Below are 14,287 nucleotides of genomic sequence, written 5' to 3' on the forward strand. Positions count from 1 at the left end.
ATGTCAACTAAACACTAATTTATAAAACATTTGAATAGTTTTTAAAAAAAATAAAAAGTATCTTGATTTATTAAATTAATAATCTAAGTTTGGTAAACTATTACAAAAAATATGACTGTTGTAAAAAAACATAACTTGTTAAGGCAAGAACTTATCAAACAATTTTATTACAATAAAAGCCTTTCTCTTACCGAATTAAGTAAGCTAACACACAAAAGCTTACCATTAATAACCAACACGGTTAATAATTTAATAGAAGAAGGATATGTATTAGAACAAGGCCTTGCTCCGTCCACAGGGGGGAGGCGTGGCGTGGCTTTTCAGTTAAATAGCCAAAAGCAACGCTATATTATTGCAGTAGCTGTAGACCAGATGGTTACCCAGGTAGTTATCTACGATTTATTGAATAACGTTAAAATGGAGCCCGAAAAAAAGGAACTTATCCTTGTAGATTCTCCATCATTAATTAGTGAGTTCAGCGATTTTCTAAAAGATTATATATCCCGTTCAGGTATCCCTCTTGACCATATTTTGGGAGTAGGTATTGGTATGCCCGGTTTTGTAAATGCCGAGCAGGGAGTAAATCATAGCTTTTTTAAAACCAAAGCGGGCATTAACCTTAAAAAACACTTTTCGCAAGAACTTGGCCTGCCCGTATTTATAGATAACGACTCCAGTTTAATTGCCTTGGCCGAATTAAAGTTTGGTGCCGGGAGGAATTTAAAAGACGTTTTAGTTGTAAATGTTGGCTGGGGAACAGGGCTGGGCATGATCGTAAATGGTAGCCTTTTTAGAGGGCATAGCGGTTATGCCGGAGAGTTTAGCCACATTCCGCTATCGCAAAGTAACAAGATCTGCTCATGTGGAAAACGAGGATGTTTGGAAGTTGACACCTCTTTATTAGTACTGCTTGAGCGTGCAAAAGCTGAAATGGACGCTGGTATCAGTTCCAGTATGGAACTGGTTTATAAGGAAACTGGCAATCTGTCTGGCGATCATTTTTTGCAGGCTGCCAAATCTGGTGATCCGCTGGCGGTATCCATACTTTCAGATGCCGCATTCCTGATTGGAAAAGGTATGTCAACCTTAATCCACATTATGAACCCAAAGCTTATCGTTTTAAGCGGAAGGGGTGCAATTGCAGGTAAAATTTTAATGGCACCCATACAACAGGCCATTAATGAGTTTTGTATTCCCTGGCTTGCCGAACAAACAGAAATTCAGGTATCAGCACTGGCATCAGATTCTGAAATTTTAGGGGCCGCAACATTAGTAATAGAGAACTGCAGCTTCAATTAAGACACATTTGAATAAACCATAATACCAATCATATAACTAACCATTATTAATCATTAAAACCAACAAAATGAAACAGATGTACTTAAGGTGCACAGCGTTATTGCTATTTAGTATGATAACAATAGCTGCTTATGCGCAAAAAACAGTTACCGGGACGGTAACTGAAACCTCCGGACAAACCCTTCCCGGGGTAAGTGTGGCCGAAAAGGGGACAGCCAATGGCGTGTCTACCGGAGCAGACGGGAAATATAGCTTAAATGTTAAGCCGGGTGCGGTATTAACCTTTTCTTTTATTGGTTTTAAAACCAAAGAAGTAACGGTTGGCACAGAAGCAACTATAAATGTTACTTTAGAAAGCGGCGAAAACGCACTTAATGAAGTTGTTGTAACCGCCCTTGGTATTAAAAGGGAAAAGAAATCATTGGGTTTCGCGGTTCAGGAAGTTAAGGGGCAGGCTTTAGCCGATACAAAAGAACCAAACATTGTAAACTCACTATCTGGTAAGGTTGCAGGTTTGCAAATTACCCGGTCAAGTAATGGCCCGGGTGCTTCTTCAAGAATTACTTTGCGTGGTAATAATTCATTGATCGGCGATAACCAACCCCTTATTGTTGTTGACGGCGTGCCGCTTGATAATTTTATTGGTAACGATATTGATGGCAAAGGTAGACGTAATAACGATTACTATAATCCAAGCAGGGATATGGGTAATGGTTTATCAGATATAAACGCCGAAGATATTGAGAGCGTGAGTGTTTTAAAGGGCCCGTCTGCAGCGGCGCTTTATGGTTCAAGAGCAGGTAATGGTGCTATATTAATTACCACAAAAACAGGTAAAAAACAAAATGGCCTTGGTATTACCCTTACTTCGTCGTTTGGTTTTGAAAGCATTTTTGCAAGGCCAAAAGCGCAGAACCAGTTTTCGCAGGGTACAAATGGTCAATATGAGATCATCAACTCAACAAGCAGTTGGGGAGAGAAAATAGCTGGTCAGAGTGTAAAAAAATGGGATGGTTCAACTGCGCCACTTGCTGCGTATGATAACATAGACAATTATTTCCAAACCGGTTTAACCTCTAACCAGGGTGTATCATTTCAACAGCAATATAACTCAACGTCGGTTTATACTTCATATAACCGCCTTGATGATAAAAGCTACATCCCGGGGGCCAAGCTTATCCGTAACAACCTAATGGCGCGTACGGTTAGTAAATTTGGCAGTAACGACAGGTGGACAATTGATACAAAGGTTCAGTATATAAACTCTACCGCTTCAAACCGCCCCCAGGCAGGTTCTAACCCAAATAACTATTTTACAACTCTTGTAAACTTACCGGTTTCAGTTGATGTAAGAGATTTTAAGGGCGCTAAAGATGCAAGCGGTAACATGATCTGGTATCATCCGGGAAGTGAGCTTAACCCGTACTGGGCATCACAATACAATTTAAACCAGGACGTAAGAAACAGGTTTTTATTAAATGCATCGGTTAAATATCAGTTTAACAGTTGGTTAAGCCTTGAAGGTAAAGGGGGCGCAGATACTTATAATACAGATGTAGATAACAGGCAATATGCAGGCGCACCGGGCAGCCCGGGTGGTTCATACGGTGTTAGAAGTACATCATTCACCGAGACAAATTACAGCGGTTTATTTACGGCCAAAAAAGATAACTTGTTTGGCAAATTTGGCGGTATTGCAACATTAGGTGGAAACTTAATGAATCAGCAAAGAGCTTTCTTAAGCGCAACTGCCGGTACTTTAAATGTTCCAAACCTTTTTGCATTAAATAATGCGGTAGGTAACCCAGCACTTGAACAGGGCTTGTTTAAACACAATATTTATTCTGTTTATGGAACATTGGGTTTAAGCTACGATCAATTTTTGTACCTGGACGGTACATTCAGAAATGACTGGTCATCTGCATTAAATAGCGTTAACCGGTCATATTTCTACCCATCGGTAAGTACATCATTTGTATTTAGCGAATTGTTAAGCAGAGGCGGTGGATTACCTTCATGGTTAACTTACGGTAAAGTAAGAGGTTCGTTTGCATCAGTAGGTAATGATATGGATCCTTACAAATTGTATAATACCTACACTATAGGTAAAGATCCGCTTGGCCATACCACTGCAAGCCGTAATGACGTATTGTTAGATCCGAATGTAAAAAGCGAACTTATTAAATCGTATGAAGCAGGTTTGGAAATGCGTTTATTTGATAGCCGTTTAGGATTTGATTTTGCTGTATACAAATCTAATGCTACAAGGCAGTTGATTGATTTGCCTATGGATAATTTGAGCGGTTATACTTCAAGAAGAATTAATGCCGGTGACATCCAGAATAAAGGTTTGGAGTTAATGGTTGATGGAAAAATTTTAAGGAGCAATACCGGGTTTAACTGGAATGCAATGGTTAATTTTTCAATGAACCGCAACGTTGTTAAATCACTAACACCTGATGTTAAAATATATCCTTTAGGTGGTTATGACGATATAGCAGTTGTTGCAGAAGAGAACCAGTTGTATGGTACAATTTATGGCTCTGTATTTGCACGGGTTGAAGATCCAAACAGCCCGTATAATGGCAAGCTAATTTTAACAGCTGCAGGTTTACCTACAGTTGATCCTGATAAGGCGAAATTGGGTAGCCAGCAAGCAACAAGCTTATTAGGTGTAACCAACTCGTTCTCGTATAAAGGTTTTAATTTTTCCTTCCTGGTTGATGCCCGTTTTGGAGGTAAAATATTCTCAGGTACCCTGGCCCATATGGAAGCTGTTGGTAATTCAAATCTAACCGTTGTAAACGGCGCAAGGGAAGATCTGTTAGTTGACGGTGTTGTACTTAACACAACTACTAACCAGTATCAACCAAATACCGTTAAGGTATCACCACAAAATTACTGGGCTGCTACAGCAGGTCGTGGAAATTTAGGTGTAACCGAAGCTAACCTTTACGATGCTTCAAACATCCGTGTTAGAAACGTACAGTTAAGCTACGATATTTCTAAGAGCTTATTATCTGGTATAGGTATACAAAGGGCAAGGGTAGGTGTATCTGCAAATAACGTGTGGTTAATAAAAAGCCATATGAATGGTTTGGATCCGGAGTCTGTTTATGCAACAGGTAGCAATGCTACAGGTTTTGAAAACGGTAGCGCGCCTACAACCCGTACAGTTTTGCTTAACCTAACTATAGGATTCTAATAACTCATATAAAAGAAAAAATTCATTAGATATGAAAACGATATTAAAAAAGTCATCCATAGTATTTGCAGCCACCATGATGCTGGCATCGTGTAAAAAGTTTGACGAAATAAACAACGATCCGTTCGCTGCAAATGGCGATCAGGTACAAACAGAGTACTTTATAAATAACTCAATTATAGGCGCGCAGCAAGATCCGGGATTAGCCGAGCGTATGTTTATACTATATTGGGTACCCGGTGGCCGTGGCTTGCAGGATGAAGATGGAGAGACATTCTCACGTGGCTCATTTAGCGACGATTGGGCGTCTGAGTATTACAGGCAATCGTCACAATGGTTAAATAATGCGAACAGCGCTATCGCGGTTGGAACAGACCAAATTGCTAAGGGAACTTCAAAACCATACACCAATAACCTGATACAGGTTGCAAGGATCTGGAGAGCTTATTTGATGAGCGAATTTTCTGACACTTTCGGTTCAATGCCTGTAGATGGCTTCCAGGGCAAAAATCCTGACTTTAAGGATGTTAAAACAGTCTATTATTTTTTGCTTGATGAGTTAAAAGATGCCGGTTCAAAGCTTGATCTGTCAGTAGTTAATCCGCAACAAGTAAAAGATGAAGACCCGGCATACGCCTACGATTATGCAAAATGGCGTAAGTATGCTAACTCAATGCGCATGCGTTTGGCTATGAGGTTATCTGAAGTAGATGCTACTAAAGCTAAAGGTGAGTTTGAAGCTGCTGCTGCCGGTAATGATTATATTACCGATGCAGCTGATATGTTCAGTGTACAGGAATCTAAAGGATGGGATCCACTTGCAAGTGTGTTCAGAAAAGAATCGTCATGGATGGGTTTACCAATATCTGCAACTTATAACAACCTGGTTGTTGGTTTAGGCAGTGTTAAATCTGCCGATCAGTTAGGTGCTGGTTTTCAATCGGCTATTAAACCGGCAGATTGGATGGGACAAAAATTTGCAGACCAGTTCCCTACAAATAGTAACGACCCAATGACCGGTTACTGGTTTAACGGCTTACCAAATACTATTGACCCTCGTGCGTATAAAATATATAGCATACCGGGCAATATTACCGATGCAAATTATCCTGCAATTGGCGGCAGTTTTACTACATCAACGGGCGATATGAAAACTGCCGACGGTACTGTTGTTAAATCAATTAATGCAAAATATACCTGGAATGCTAAAGCCGATGGTAACTGGGGTACAAAAACCACAATGAATGAGCCAATTGTGACTAATGGCTGTAAACCATTGTTAAACCTTCTTTACAGGTCAGGTAACAACAGAAGGGTGTTTTTTGGCCCATGGGAAACTTACTTTTTGCTGGCAGAAGCTGCTGAACGTGGATGGTCATCACCTGTTAGCGCAAAAACAGCTTATGAAACCGGTATTGCCAAAAGCTTTGAATATTTTGGTACATCGGCAAACCTAAGCACTTATCTGGCATCTACAGATTATAACCGTGCAGGTACTTCTGTTAACTGGGATAACGTAACAGAGCCGACTGCAACACGCACCATGAGCTATGAAAATGGTATAACCGGTGCTGTTAGTACAGTTGAGGTACCTTATGCTAAAAACAACCTGTATAAATCAGGCGCTGTGAAAAACGATCATTTAACCAAAATTATAACTCAAAAATACTTGGCTCAATTGCCTTGGTTGCCTTTAGAAACCTGGAGCGACCATAGAAGATTAGGCCTGCCATTTTTTGAGAACCCTGCGGTTGAAGACGTAATGCCAGACCTGCCGGCATTAAACGCTGGTAACGTTAACACAAGCAGTATCCAGTTTATACCACAACGTGTAAAATATCCTTCAAACCTGAAGAATAATAACGTTAACGGTTACAACCAGGCTATTTCAGCTTTAGGAGGTCCTGATGCTGTTTTAACACCACTTTGGTGGGCACAGCACTAATTAGTGTTTTGATTTAAGGAAAGAGGGGTGCCAAAAGCACCTCTTTTTTTGTTTAAAGTAAATCGGAATAAGTTATAAAGTCATTTACGCCTGCGTTCGCAACGGATAGAAAAACAAAAAAGTTAATACCTGTAATACTTATTTGTCGTAATCCGGATAAATGGTCTGGATACCCTGTTCGCCTGCAATTACTGCTTTAGTGGCCATTCTGTAAAACAGCGAATGGTCAACAATACCCGGGATCATTTTTATCTGGATATTAAAAATATCGGGCGCTATTGGTCTGCTAAAATATATATCGGCAAGTAAATTGCCATTTTCGGAGATAACCGCGCCATCTTTTTGAGTGCTCATCCGTAAATTAATGGTAGCGTCCGGATGATCCTGTTTAAGCTTTTGAAGTACTATTTGCAAGGCTGCGGGCAGTATCTCAATTACTAATGGATAGGTTGTATCCAGTTGATCGGCAAATTTCCCTTCATCGCCAATTAAAATAAATTCGTTAGCCATCGAGGCCAGGATCTTTTCGGTGGTATGTATCCCTCCGCCACTTTTTAAAGCATTAAGATCTTTATCAAACTGATCACATCCATCAAAGTATATATCCAGAGAATTCAGGTTAGCGGGTGATTGCACTGTTAAGCCATGCGCCAATAAATTATTGGTTGTTTTAAAAGATGAAGACGTGAAGATGAGCGAATTGGCAAGCTCGCTTTTTTTGCTGATGAGGGTTATTAAATTAGCGATAGTTGAACCTGCACCCAAACCAATAGTTTGACCAGCCTTTATTAAATTTAATGCCGCTTTGCGGCTTCTGCTTTATAATCAGTCATATATATTGATATTGAATAAAAAAGCCAGGGGAAATAACCGGGCATTTATTGTATCCGTAAATCGGATATCTTAAAACAAATATCTTGCTAATTTATTTATTAGTTAAGGATGGTGTTTAAATGAAGAGAGATATTTAAAATTTACTTTAATATACTATTGCTAATTTTGGGATAACCCCTGAAAACCATTATACATCTACTTATACGCTTACCTGTTTAATTAATAGATTATGTCTGGTAAAAAACCTTGTATTCCGGCCGAGAGCGAAGACCTGCTTCACGGAAACCGTAGAGATTTCCTCAAAAAAACATCTTTTTTAACGGCCATGGCCTTAACGCCCGGTACGGTTGTTAAAGCCGCCGAAGAGCAATGGGATGAAAAAATAGCAGGAGTTTTTGAGAAAGTATCTTTACATATTGATGTAAACGGTGTAAAACACACCTTATCTGTTGAGCCGCGTGTTACCCTTTTAGATCTGCTGCGCGAGCAATTGAAACTAACCGGTACTAAAAAAGGCTGTGACAGGGGGCAGTGTGGGGCATGCACAGTGCATGTAAATGGCGTGCGTGTAAACTCTTGTTTAAGCCTTGCTGTAACTAACGAGGGAAAAAAAATAACAACTATTGAAGGGCTTGCCAATGGCAATGAACTGCACCCAATGCAGGAAGCCTTTATAGAACATGATGGTTTTCAATGTGGATATTGTACATCGGGGCAGATCATGTCGGCGGTGGCTTGTATCAATGAGGGGCATGCCGGTTCTGAAGCCGAGATCCGGGAATATATGAGCGGTAATATTTGCCGTTGCGGTGCTTATCCTAATATTGTAAATGCCATACAGGCGGTTAAACAAGGAGGGCAATCATGAACCAGTTTCAATACGTAAGGCCGGCCCAGGTGCCGGGTGCAACAAAAGCTATTACCAATGGGGCAAATACCCAATTCCTTGCCGGTGGCACCAATCTTATCGATTTAATGAAAATGGGTGTGGTGGCTCCCGAAAAGTTAGTGGATATTAATAACCTGCCATTAAAAAAAATAGAAGGCAATGCAGGAGGTATAAGTATAGGGGCTTTAGCCTCCAATACCGAAGTAGCAGAACATCCGCTTATTAAAGCAAACTATCCTTTACTGGCGCTTGCTATTAATGCAGGTGCATCGCCTCAGTTGAGAAACATGGCAACGGTAGGCGGTAATTTAATGCAGCGTACCAGATGCCCGTACTTTTTTGATACGGCTATGCCCTGTAATAAGCGTATGCCGGGATCGGGCTGCGGCGCTTTAGAGGGCTATAACCGCATGCATGCTCTTTTTGGGGCCAGTGATAAATGTATTGCCGTCAATCCAAGCGACATGAACGTAGCTTTAACCGCACTTGATGCTACCGTACATGTAAGCGGTGTTAAAGGTAAACGGGCCATAAAAATTTCAGATTTTCACAGGTTGCCCGGCCAGCATCCGGAACTTGATAACACTTTGCAAAAAGGTGAGTTGATAACATCGGTTGATTTGCCTGCTTCGCCTTTTAATAAAAATGTGCACTATTTAAAAGTGCGCGACAGAACATCGTATGCATTTGCACTGGTATCGGCAGCGGTAGCTTTGAATATAGAAAACAACACTATACAGGGAGCAAGGCTGGCAATGGGCGGGGTGGCACATAAACCATGGCGCTTAACCGAAACAGAAGCTTTCCTGAAAGGTAAGCCCGTTAGTTTAGATGTATTTAAACAAGCGGCACAAATAGCTATGCAGGGCGCCAAAGCTTATGAGCACAATAAATTTAAATTGACTTTAGCACCAAACACCCTCTTGCAAGCCTTAAAAACGGCATCGGGGTTAAAAGCATAGGAGCCGCTGTAAAGGGCGTATTGTATTACCACTAATCACAGTAAAACATCTTTCATCAGCAAACAAGGTATTGTCATGAAAAAGGAGACTATAGGAGATTCATTAAGTAGGGTAGACGGCAGGTTAAAAGTAACCGGAGGCGCTAAATACTCAGGCGAGTATGATTTACCCGGCTTAACTTACGGTGTGCTTGTTCCGGCTACAATTGCCAGCGGGACAATAACGGCTATTGATAGTAAAGCCGCATTGCGCGCACCGGGTGTGGTGGCCGTTATCACCCCATTTAATGCCATTAAAGTGCCCGGTTACCAGCCCGAGGCATCTACACGTGTTAAAGGACTAAAGTTATTTAACGACAACCAGGTTTATTTTAATGGCCAGCCAATTGCGTTGGTAGTTGCCGATACATTTGAAAGAGCGACAAATGCTGTGAGCCTGGTAAAGGCTACCTATCAGGCACAACCATTTGAAACCAACTTTAATAAGAATATTGATAAGGGAGTTAGTCCGCAAAACAATAAGGACTATTTGCGCGGCGAGGCCTATGCCTATAAAAACGCCCCTATTAAAATAGAGCAGGAGTACACGCTGCCATCTGAAATGCACAACCCAATGGAGCTGCATGTAACAACGGCATTTTGGACAGGTGATGATAATGTTACCCTTTATACAAAATCGCAGGGCGTTATCAGCTCACAAAGGGCTATTGCAAATGCTTTTCAACTCGATCCAAAGAATGTTCAGATCAATTCGCGTTTTGTTGGAGGGGCATTTGGTTCATCCCTGCGTACATGGCCACACGAGGTTGCTGCAGTACAAGCTGCAAAAATGTTGAACAGGCCCGTTAAACTTACGCTTACCCGCGAGCAAATGTTCACCTTAGTAGGCTACCGCCCGCATACTGTTCAAAAAGTAGGGATAGGCGCTACAGCCGATGGTAAAATTGTAGGCATTAGCCATGAATCGCATTCGCAAACGGCAGTTTACGAAGAGTTTACCGAAAGATCTGTTAACGTTTCAAGATTTTTATACAGCAGCCCTAATGTAAACACGGTGTATAAAGTGGTACCATTAAATGTTGGCGTGCCTGCGCCAATGCGTGGCCCGGGCGAAGCAACCGGATCATTCGCCTTAGAGTCGGCGCTTGATGAGTTATCATACGCGTTAAATATGGATCCTATCGAATTAAGGCTTAAAAATTACGCGGATGTTGACGAGGAAAAGAACCTGCCCTGGTCAAGCAAGTATCTTAAAGAGTGTTACCAAAAGGGAGCCGATAGTATTGGCTGGAGCAACCGTAAGGCAAAGCCCGGCACTAATAACGATGGCGAATGGCTGGTAGGATATGGAATAGGTTGTGGTGCATTTGGCGCATACCGTTCGCGTTCATTGGCAAAAATTAAATTGATGCCCAATGGTACTGTAAATATTCAGAGTGCTACCAGCGATATCGGGCCGGGTACCGGTACTTCTATGGTGCTGATAGCGGCAGATATCCTTAAGATACCGGCTGAAAAGATAGTATTTGAATTAGGCGACTCCTCCTTCCCGGTTGCACCTACCCAGGGTGGGTCTGCAACTGTATCATCAGTAGGTTCTGCCGTGCACGATGCCTGTGTCGCTTTGAGACAAAAGCTGAATTCGTTGGCGGGTAAACCAGAAAATAATACCGATGATATTGACTATGCGAAAGTCTTAACTCAGAATAACTTACCTTTCCTCGAAATAACCCAGGAGTCAAACGCTAACGAAGAGGCAAAAAAGTATTCCATGTATTCCTTTTCGGCGCATTTTGCAAAAGTGCATGTTCATCCATTAACAGGTGTAGTAAAAGTTAAGAATGTGGTAGCCGTAGTAGATGCCGGCAAAATTGTGAGCTATAAAACAGCAAGGAGCCAAATGATTGGTGGTGCAGTAGGAGGGATTGGCATGGCCATGACCGAAGAAGCTGTTTTTGATGACAGGTTTGGTAGATATGTAAACGGCAATTTTGCAGATTATCATGTACCGGTAAATGCAGATATACCTCAAATAGAGGCTATATTTATTAATAAGCCCGACCCGATAATTAATCCTATCGGCACAAAGGGTATTGGTGAAATATCGCTTATTGGTGTAGCGGCAGCTGTGGCCAATGCCGTTTATAATGCAACCGGAAAACGGATAAGGGAGCTTCCTATCACCCCGGATAAATTGATTTAATATATCCGGAATTTATAGGTGTTAAATTGGATAACATTATTGTGAAGGCTTACTTGCTATACTGTTCGTCGGTTACCTGTTCCATCCAATCAACCGGCGAACCATTTAATTTTTCCTGAATAGCGATATGGCTCAGTGCGGTGGTAGCAGTAGCTCCATGCCAATGCTTTTCGCCCGGGGCAAAGTACACAACATCTCCCTGATGAATTGCTTGTTTCGCTTCACCTTCGTGCTGTACCCAGCCCGAGCCTGCCGTAACAATTAAAGTTTGCCCTAATGGGTGAGTGTGCCATGCAGTGCGGGCACCTGGTTCAAAAGTAACCAGCGCCATTGCCACACGGGATGGTTCGGGTGGATTAATAAGCGGATCGATCCGTACTGATCCGGTAAAATATTCTGCCGGGCCTTTTCCTGAAGGCTGTGAGCCGCTGCGTTTAATTTCCATACTAATATGTTATTTAGTAGCAGTATAATTTCCCCTTAAGCGTTTACTATCGTCAACTATCCGTTCGATCATTTGGCTTCGTGAGGAACTGTCATCAGATGCATTTACATCTATCGCGCCATAATTATTCAGCACATCTACCGCTTCCTGTGCTTCCCTTTGCGAAATAGCATGAACGGTAACGATTGAGCCTTTGCGCCCTAAAGATGCAAAGTGTGCGGCTTGTTTTTCATCATCTATAAGATGGCTGAAAAAGTCGCCTACACGGTCTCCATGTTCATTGGTTTGTTGCCCATTAGTGTGGATGTCAATATTTTCACTTGCAAATTCATTTCCCAACAGGTAAGAGCTTGCCTCTTCGGCAAGGTTTATATCTTCAAAAATACCGATCACTGTTATCATAGCTATTCAATAAAATATTCTATGAATTGTTTTAAAATTGTAGCCTTCATTGAAGACTATTAAATGATCGGTCGTCCGAACATAACCTATTTTACACGCTCCAAATATTCTCCGGTGCGGGTATCTACCTTTACTTTATCGCCCTGGTTTACAAACAGTGGTACTTTTATTTCCACACCATTTTCTGTAGTAGCGGTTTTTAGCGCGCCCGATGAGGTATCGCCTTTTACTGCCGGTTCAGAATAGGTAATTTCCAGCTCTACGCTGTTTGGCATTTGCGCCATGATAGGTTCTTCGCTTTCAAACGATACAATAACGTTCATTCCCTCTTTCAGGAATCTTACAGACGGGCCCAACAGTGTTTTTGAGATATTAAACTGATCATAAGTTTCATTATTCATGATCACCATAAACTCGCCCTCGTCATATAGGTATTGATAGTCATTGGTTTCAACGCGGCAAATTTCCACTTGTTCGTCGGTAGCCAAACGGGCTTCCACAATTTTTCCGGTTTTAATATTCCGGAATTTATCTAAATAGAAAGCACCGCCTTTACCCGGCGTACGGTGCATAACTTCTGTAACGGTTACTAATTCGCCGTTATAACGTAATATATTTCCTACTTTAACTTCAGATGCCTTTGCCATGAAAATGCGATTATAATTTGAATGCGAAGATAGATTAACTTATGTTAAACCTACCGATAAACTTTAAAATCCTTCATTTTCAAAACTTAATTAATACTAACAGTAATGTATAAGTCCACAATTAGGCTTGCTTAAAGGGATAAAAAAGTATCACTATCTTAATAAATAATTCATATGTAACTGCTTACTTGCGCCGAAATATTATGAAGAAAGCACTTTTTACCGCCATTATCTTTTTTGTTATAATTAGTAAGGGTTTTGCCCAGCCCGGGCCGCAAGCTGATTATAAATTTGTAGCCGCCAATAATTGGGTAAAGGCAAAAAACTATTATCTGCTCACCTTATTTGAGCAGGATAAACCCGTAAGTGCCCTGTTGAAAAATGATGATGTTCTTGCTAAACTTACTCAGGCTAAATTGGCAGCATTGCAAACATCACTTACTACCTGTAAGGATGCCCTGTGCTTACCGGCAGCACTTAAATTTACCAATGACGAGATACAGGCAGTAAGTGACCGCTTAACCGCCCTATATAAAAATGGTAACGCCTTAGATGTTTTAGTTAAAACACACCTGATCCCGTCAGGAAATTACATTACTTACAAAAATTTAACACCCGCCCATTTGCTGGTAAAAGCATGGGAGCAAGATGCAGTTGCTGTAAACTATACTATTGGTGTATACGGGGAAGGCAAGAAGCCAAACTATCCTGCTATAGATTCCATAAGCTATAATGTTAAAGCAAAAGGATATTATACTTTAATGTACGATTGTTCTGCCGTTGTAGCAGGCGATGTAGCCAACACTCGTTTATTTTTTGAGCCTGCTTTACAGGCGGCTTTAACTTATTTAGAAATAAACGAAAGACAGGATGCCAGCAATTACGAACCCATGACTACTACAGTTAATAAGGCAGCCTACAACAAGGTGAAACTTATCAAATGGGCAGCTTACCCATATTCGCACATTTTGGTGCCGGGTGCAGGGCCTGACAATTTAACTACGCCATTAAGCGGCGAAGGGATGTTACGTTGTCGACTTGCAGCAAAGCAGTATTTGGCAGGTAAAGCGCCGTTCATTGTGGTTTCTGGTGGTAGTGTTCATCCGTTTAAAACTAAGTATAACGAGGCTTTTGAAATGAAAGTTTATTTAATAAAAACGCTGCATATACCCGAGAGCGCTGTTATAATTGACCCCCACGCAAGGCATACTACAACCAATATCCGTAATGATGTTAGGCTGATGTTTAGATACGGTATCCCTGTGAATAGGCCGGGATACATTGTGACAGACAAATCTCAGACCGATTTTATATATAATATGGCCGTCCGTTGCGAAAAGGAGCTGGGCTATGTGCCATATAAACTGGGTAAGCGTGTTTCTGAAACTGAACTGGAATTTTATCCGGTATTAGAAGCATTGCAGATAGACCAGGATGAACCACTTGATCCGTAGAAT

10 protein-coding genes and 1 pseudogene are annotated in these 14,287 nt (G+C 41.3%); 7 read left to right on the top strand and 4 right to left on the bottom strand.

The window, feature by feature from the left end; genetic code table 11:
• The first annotated feature begins 111 nt into the window (after window positions 1–111).
• From NPE20_RS11935 to NPE20_RS11945, 3 genes are all read left to right on the top strand, one after another.
• On the top strand, window positions 112–1,299 hold the full coding sequence (locus NPE20_RS11935) for an ROK family protein (protein WP_256538885.1): 1,188 nt from the start codon (window positions 112–114) through the stop codon (window positions 1,297–1,299).
• A gap of 112 nt (window positions 1,300–1,411) precedes the next feature.
• On the top strand, window positions 1,412–4,504 hold the full coding sequence (locus NPE20_RS11940) for a SusC/RagA family TonB-linked outer membrane protein (RefSeq protein ID WP_256538886.1): 3,093 nt from the start codon (window positions 1,412–1,414) through the stop codon (window positions 4,502–4,504).
• A 31-nt stretch (window positions 4,505–4,535) separates the two neighbouring features.
• The gene (locus NPE20_RS11945) at window positions 4,536–6,449 is read left to right on the top strand and encodes a SusD/RagB family nutrient-binding outer membrane lipoprotein (RefSeq protein WP_256538887.1); all 1,914 of its coding nucleotides are present in this window, start codon (window positions 4,536–4,538) and stop codon (window positions 6,447–6,449) included.
• Window positions 6,450–6,587: 138 nt separating this feature from the next.
• On the opposite strand, the pseudogene rpiA reads toward NPE20_RS11945, so the two are convergent.
• Window positions 6,588–7,247 (bottom strand): annotated as a pseudogene (rpiA, locus tag NPE20_RS11950) (ribose 5-phosphate isomerase A); the annotation flags it as partial.
• Window positions 7,248–7,512: 265 nt separating this feature from the next.
• Between rpiA and NPE20_RS11955 the strand changes: the two are divergent.
• The 3 genes from NPE20_RS11955 (at window position 7,513) to NPE20_RS11965 (ending at window position 11,336) form a co-directional block, all read left to right on the top strand.
• Window positions 7,513–8,151, top strand: a complete 639-nt coding sequence (locus tag NPE20_RS11955) for a (2Fe-2S)-binding protein (RefSeq protein ID WP_256538888.1) — start codon at window positions 7,513–7,515, stop codon at window positions 8,149–8,151.
• Window positions 8,148–9,134 carry an FAD binding domain-containing protein gene (locus NPE20_RS11960; protein ID WP_256538889.1) on the top strand — a complete coding sequence of 329 codons (987 nt, stop codon included), beginning with the start codon at window positions 8,148–8,150 and terminating at the stop codon, window positions 9,132–9,134. Before NPE20_RS11955 ends, NPE20_RS11960 begins: the two co-directional genes overlap by 4 nt.
• 75 nt (window positions 9,135–9,209) lie before the next feature.
• Entirely contained in the window at window positions 9,210–11,336 is a 2,127-nt protein-coding gene (locus NPE20_RS11965) for a xanthine dehydrogenase family protein molybdopterin-binding subunit (protein ID WP_256538890.1), read from the top strand.
• A gap of 49 nt (window positions 11,337–11,385) precedes the next feature.
• On the opposite strand, the gene NPE20_RS11970 is transcribed toward NPE20_RS11965, so the two are convergent.
• The 3 genes from NPE20_RS11970 to efp form a co-directional block, all read right to left on the bottom strand.
• Window positions 11,386–11,781, bottom strand: a complete 396-nt coding sequence (locus NPE20_RS11970) for a (R)-mandelonitrile lyase (RefSeq protein WP_256538891.1) — start codon at window positions 11,779–11,781, stop codon at window positions 11,386–11,388.
• Between the two features lie 9 nt (window positions 11,782–11,790).
• Window positions 11,791–12,183: a hypothetical protein gene (locus tag NPE20_RS11975; protein WP_256538892.1), complete on the bottom strand. Its 393-nt coding sequence runs from the start codon at window positions 12,181–12,183 to the stop codon at window positions 11,791–11,793.
• 86 nt (window positions 12,184–12,269) lie between these two features.
• Window positions 12,270–12,830: an elongation factor P gene (efp, locus tag NPE20_RS11980; RefSeq protein WP_256538893.1), complete on the bottom strand. Its 561-nt coding sequence runs from the start codon at window positions 12,828–12,830 to the stop codon at window positions 12,270–12,272.
• Between the two features lie 203 nt (window positions 12,831–13,033).
• Here efp and NPE20_RS11985 point away from each other — a divergent pair, with 203 nt between their 5' ends.
• The gene (locus tag NPE20_RS11985; RefSeq protein ID WP_256538894.1) at window positions 13,034–14,284 is read left to right on the top strand and encodes a YdcF family protein; all 1,251 of its coding nucleotides are present in this window, start codon (window positions 13,034–13,036) and stop codon (window positions 14,282–14,284) included.
• Window positions 14,285–14,287: the final 3 nt, after the last annotated feature.

This window comes from Mucilaginibacter aquariorum (assembly GCF_024498135.1).
GTDB classification, from domain to species: Bacteria; Bacteroidota; Bacteroidia; order Sphingobacteriales; family Sphingobacteriaceae; genus Mucilaginibacter; species Mucilaginibacter aquariorum.

Excerpts from the sequence above, each read along its gene's own strand:
- NPE20_RS11970 (WP_256538891.1), bottom strand. The coding sequence starts at position 11,781 with ATGGAAATTAAACGCAGCGGCTCACAGCCTTCAGGAAAAGGCCCGGCA.
- NPE20_RS11935 (WP_256538885.1), top strand. The coding sequence starts at position 112 with ATGACTGTTGTAAAAAAACATAACTTGTTAAGGCAAGAACTTATCAAA.
- NPE20_RS11975 (WP_256538892.1), bottom strand. The coding sequence starts at position 12,183 with ATGATAACAGTGATCGGTATTTTTGAAGATATAAACCTTGCCGAAGAG.
- efp (WP_256538893.1), bottom strand. The coding sequence starts at position 12,830 with ATGGCAAAGGCATCTGAAGTTAAAGTAGGAAATATATTACGTTATAAC.
- NPE20_RS11940 (WP_256538886.1), top strand. The coding sequence starts at position 1,412 with ATGATAACAATAGCTGCTTATGCGCAAAAAACAGTTACCGGGACGGTA.
- NPE20_RS11985 (WP_256538894.1), top strand. The coding sequence starts at position 13,034 with ATGAAGAAAGCACTTTTTACCGCCATTATCTTTTTTGTTATAATTAGT.
- NPE20_RS11965 (WP_256538890.1), top strand. The coding sequence starts at position 9,210 with ATGAAAAAGGAGACTATAGGAGATTCATTAAGTAGGGTAGACGGCAGG.
- NPE20_RS11960 (WP_256538889.1), top strand. The coding sequence starts at position 8,148 with ATGAACCAGTTTCAATACGTAAGGCCGGCCCAGGTGCCGGGTGCAACA.
- NPE20_RS11945 (WP_256538887.1), top strand. The coding sequence starts at position 4,536 with ATGAAAACGATATTAAAAAAGTCATCCATAGTATTTGCAGCCACCATG.
- NPE20_RS11955 (WP_256538888.1), top strand. The coding sequence starts at position 7,513 with ATGTCTGGTAAAAAACCTTGTATTCCGGCCGAGAGCGAAGACCTGCTT.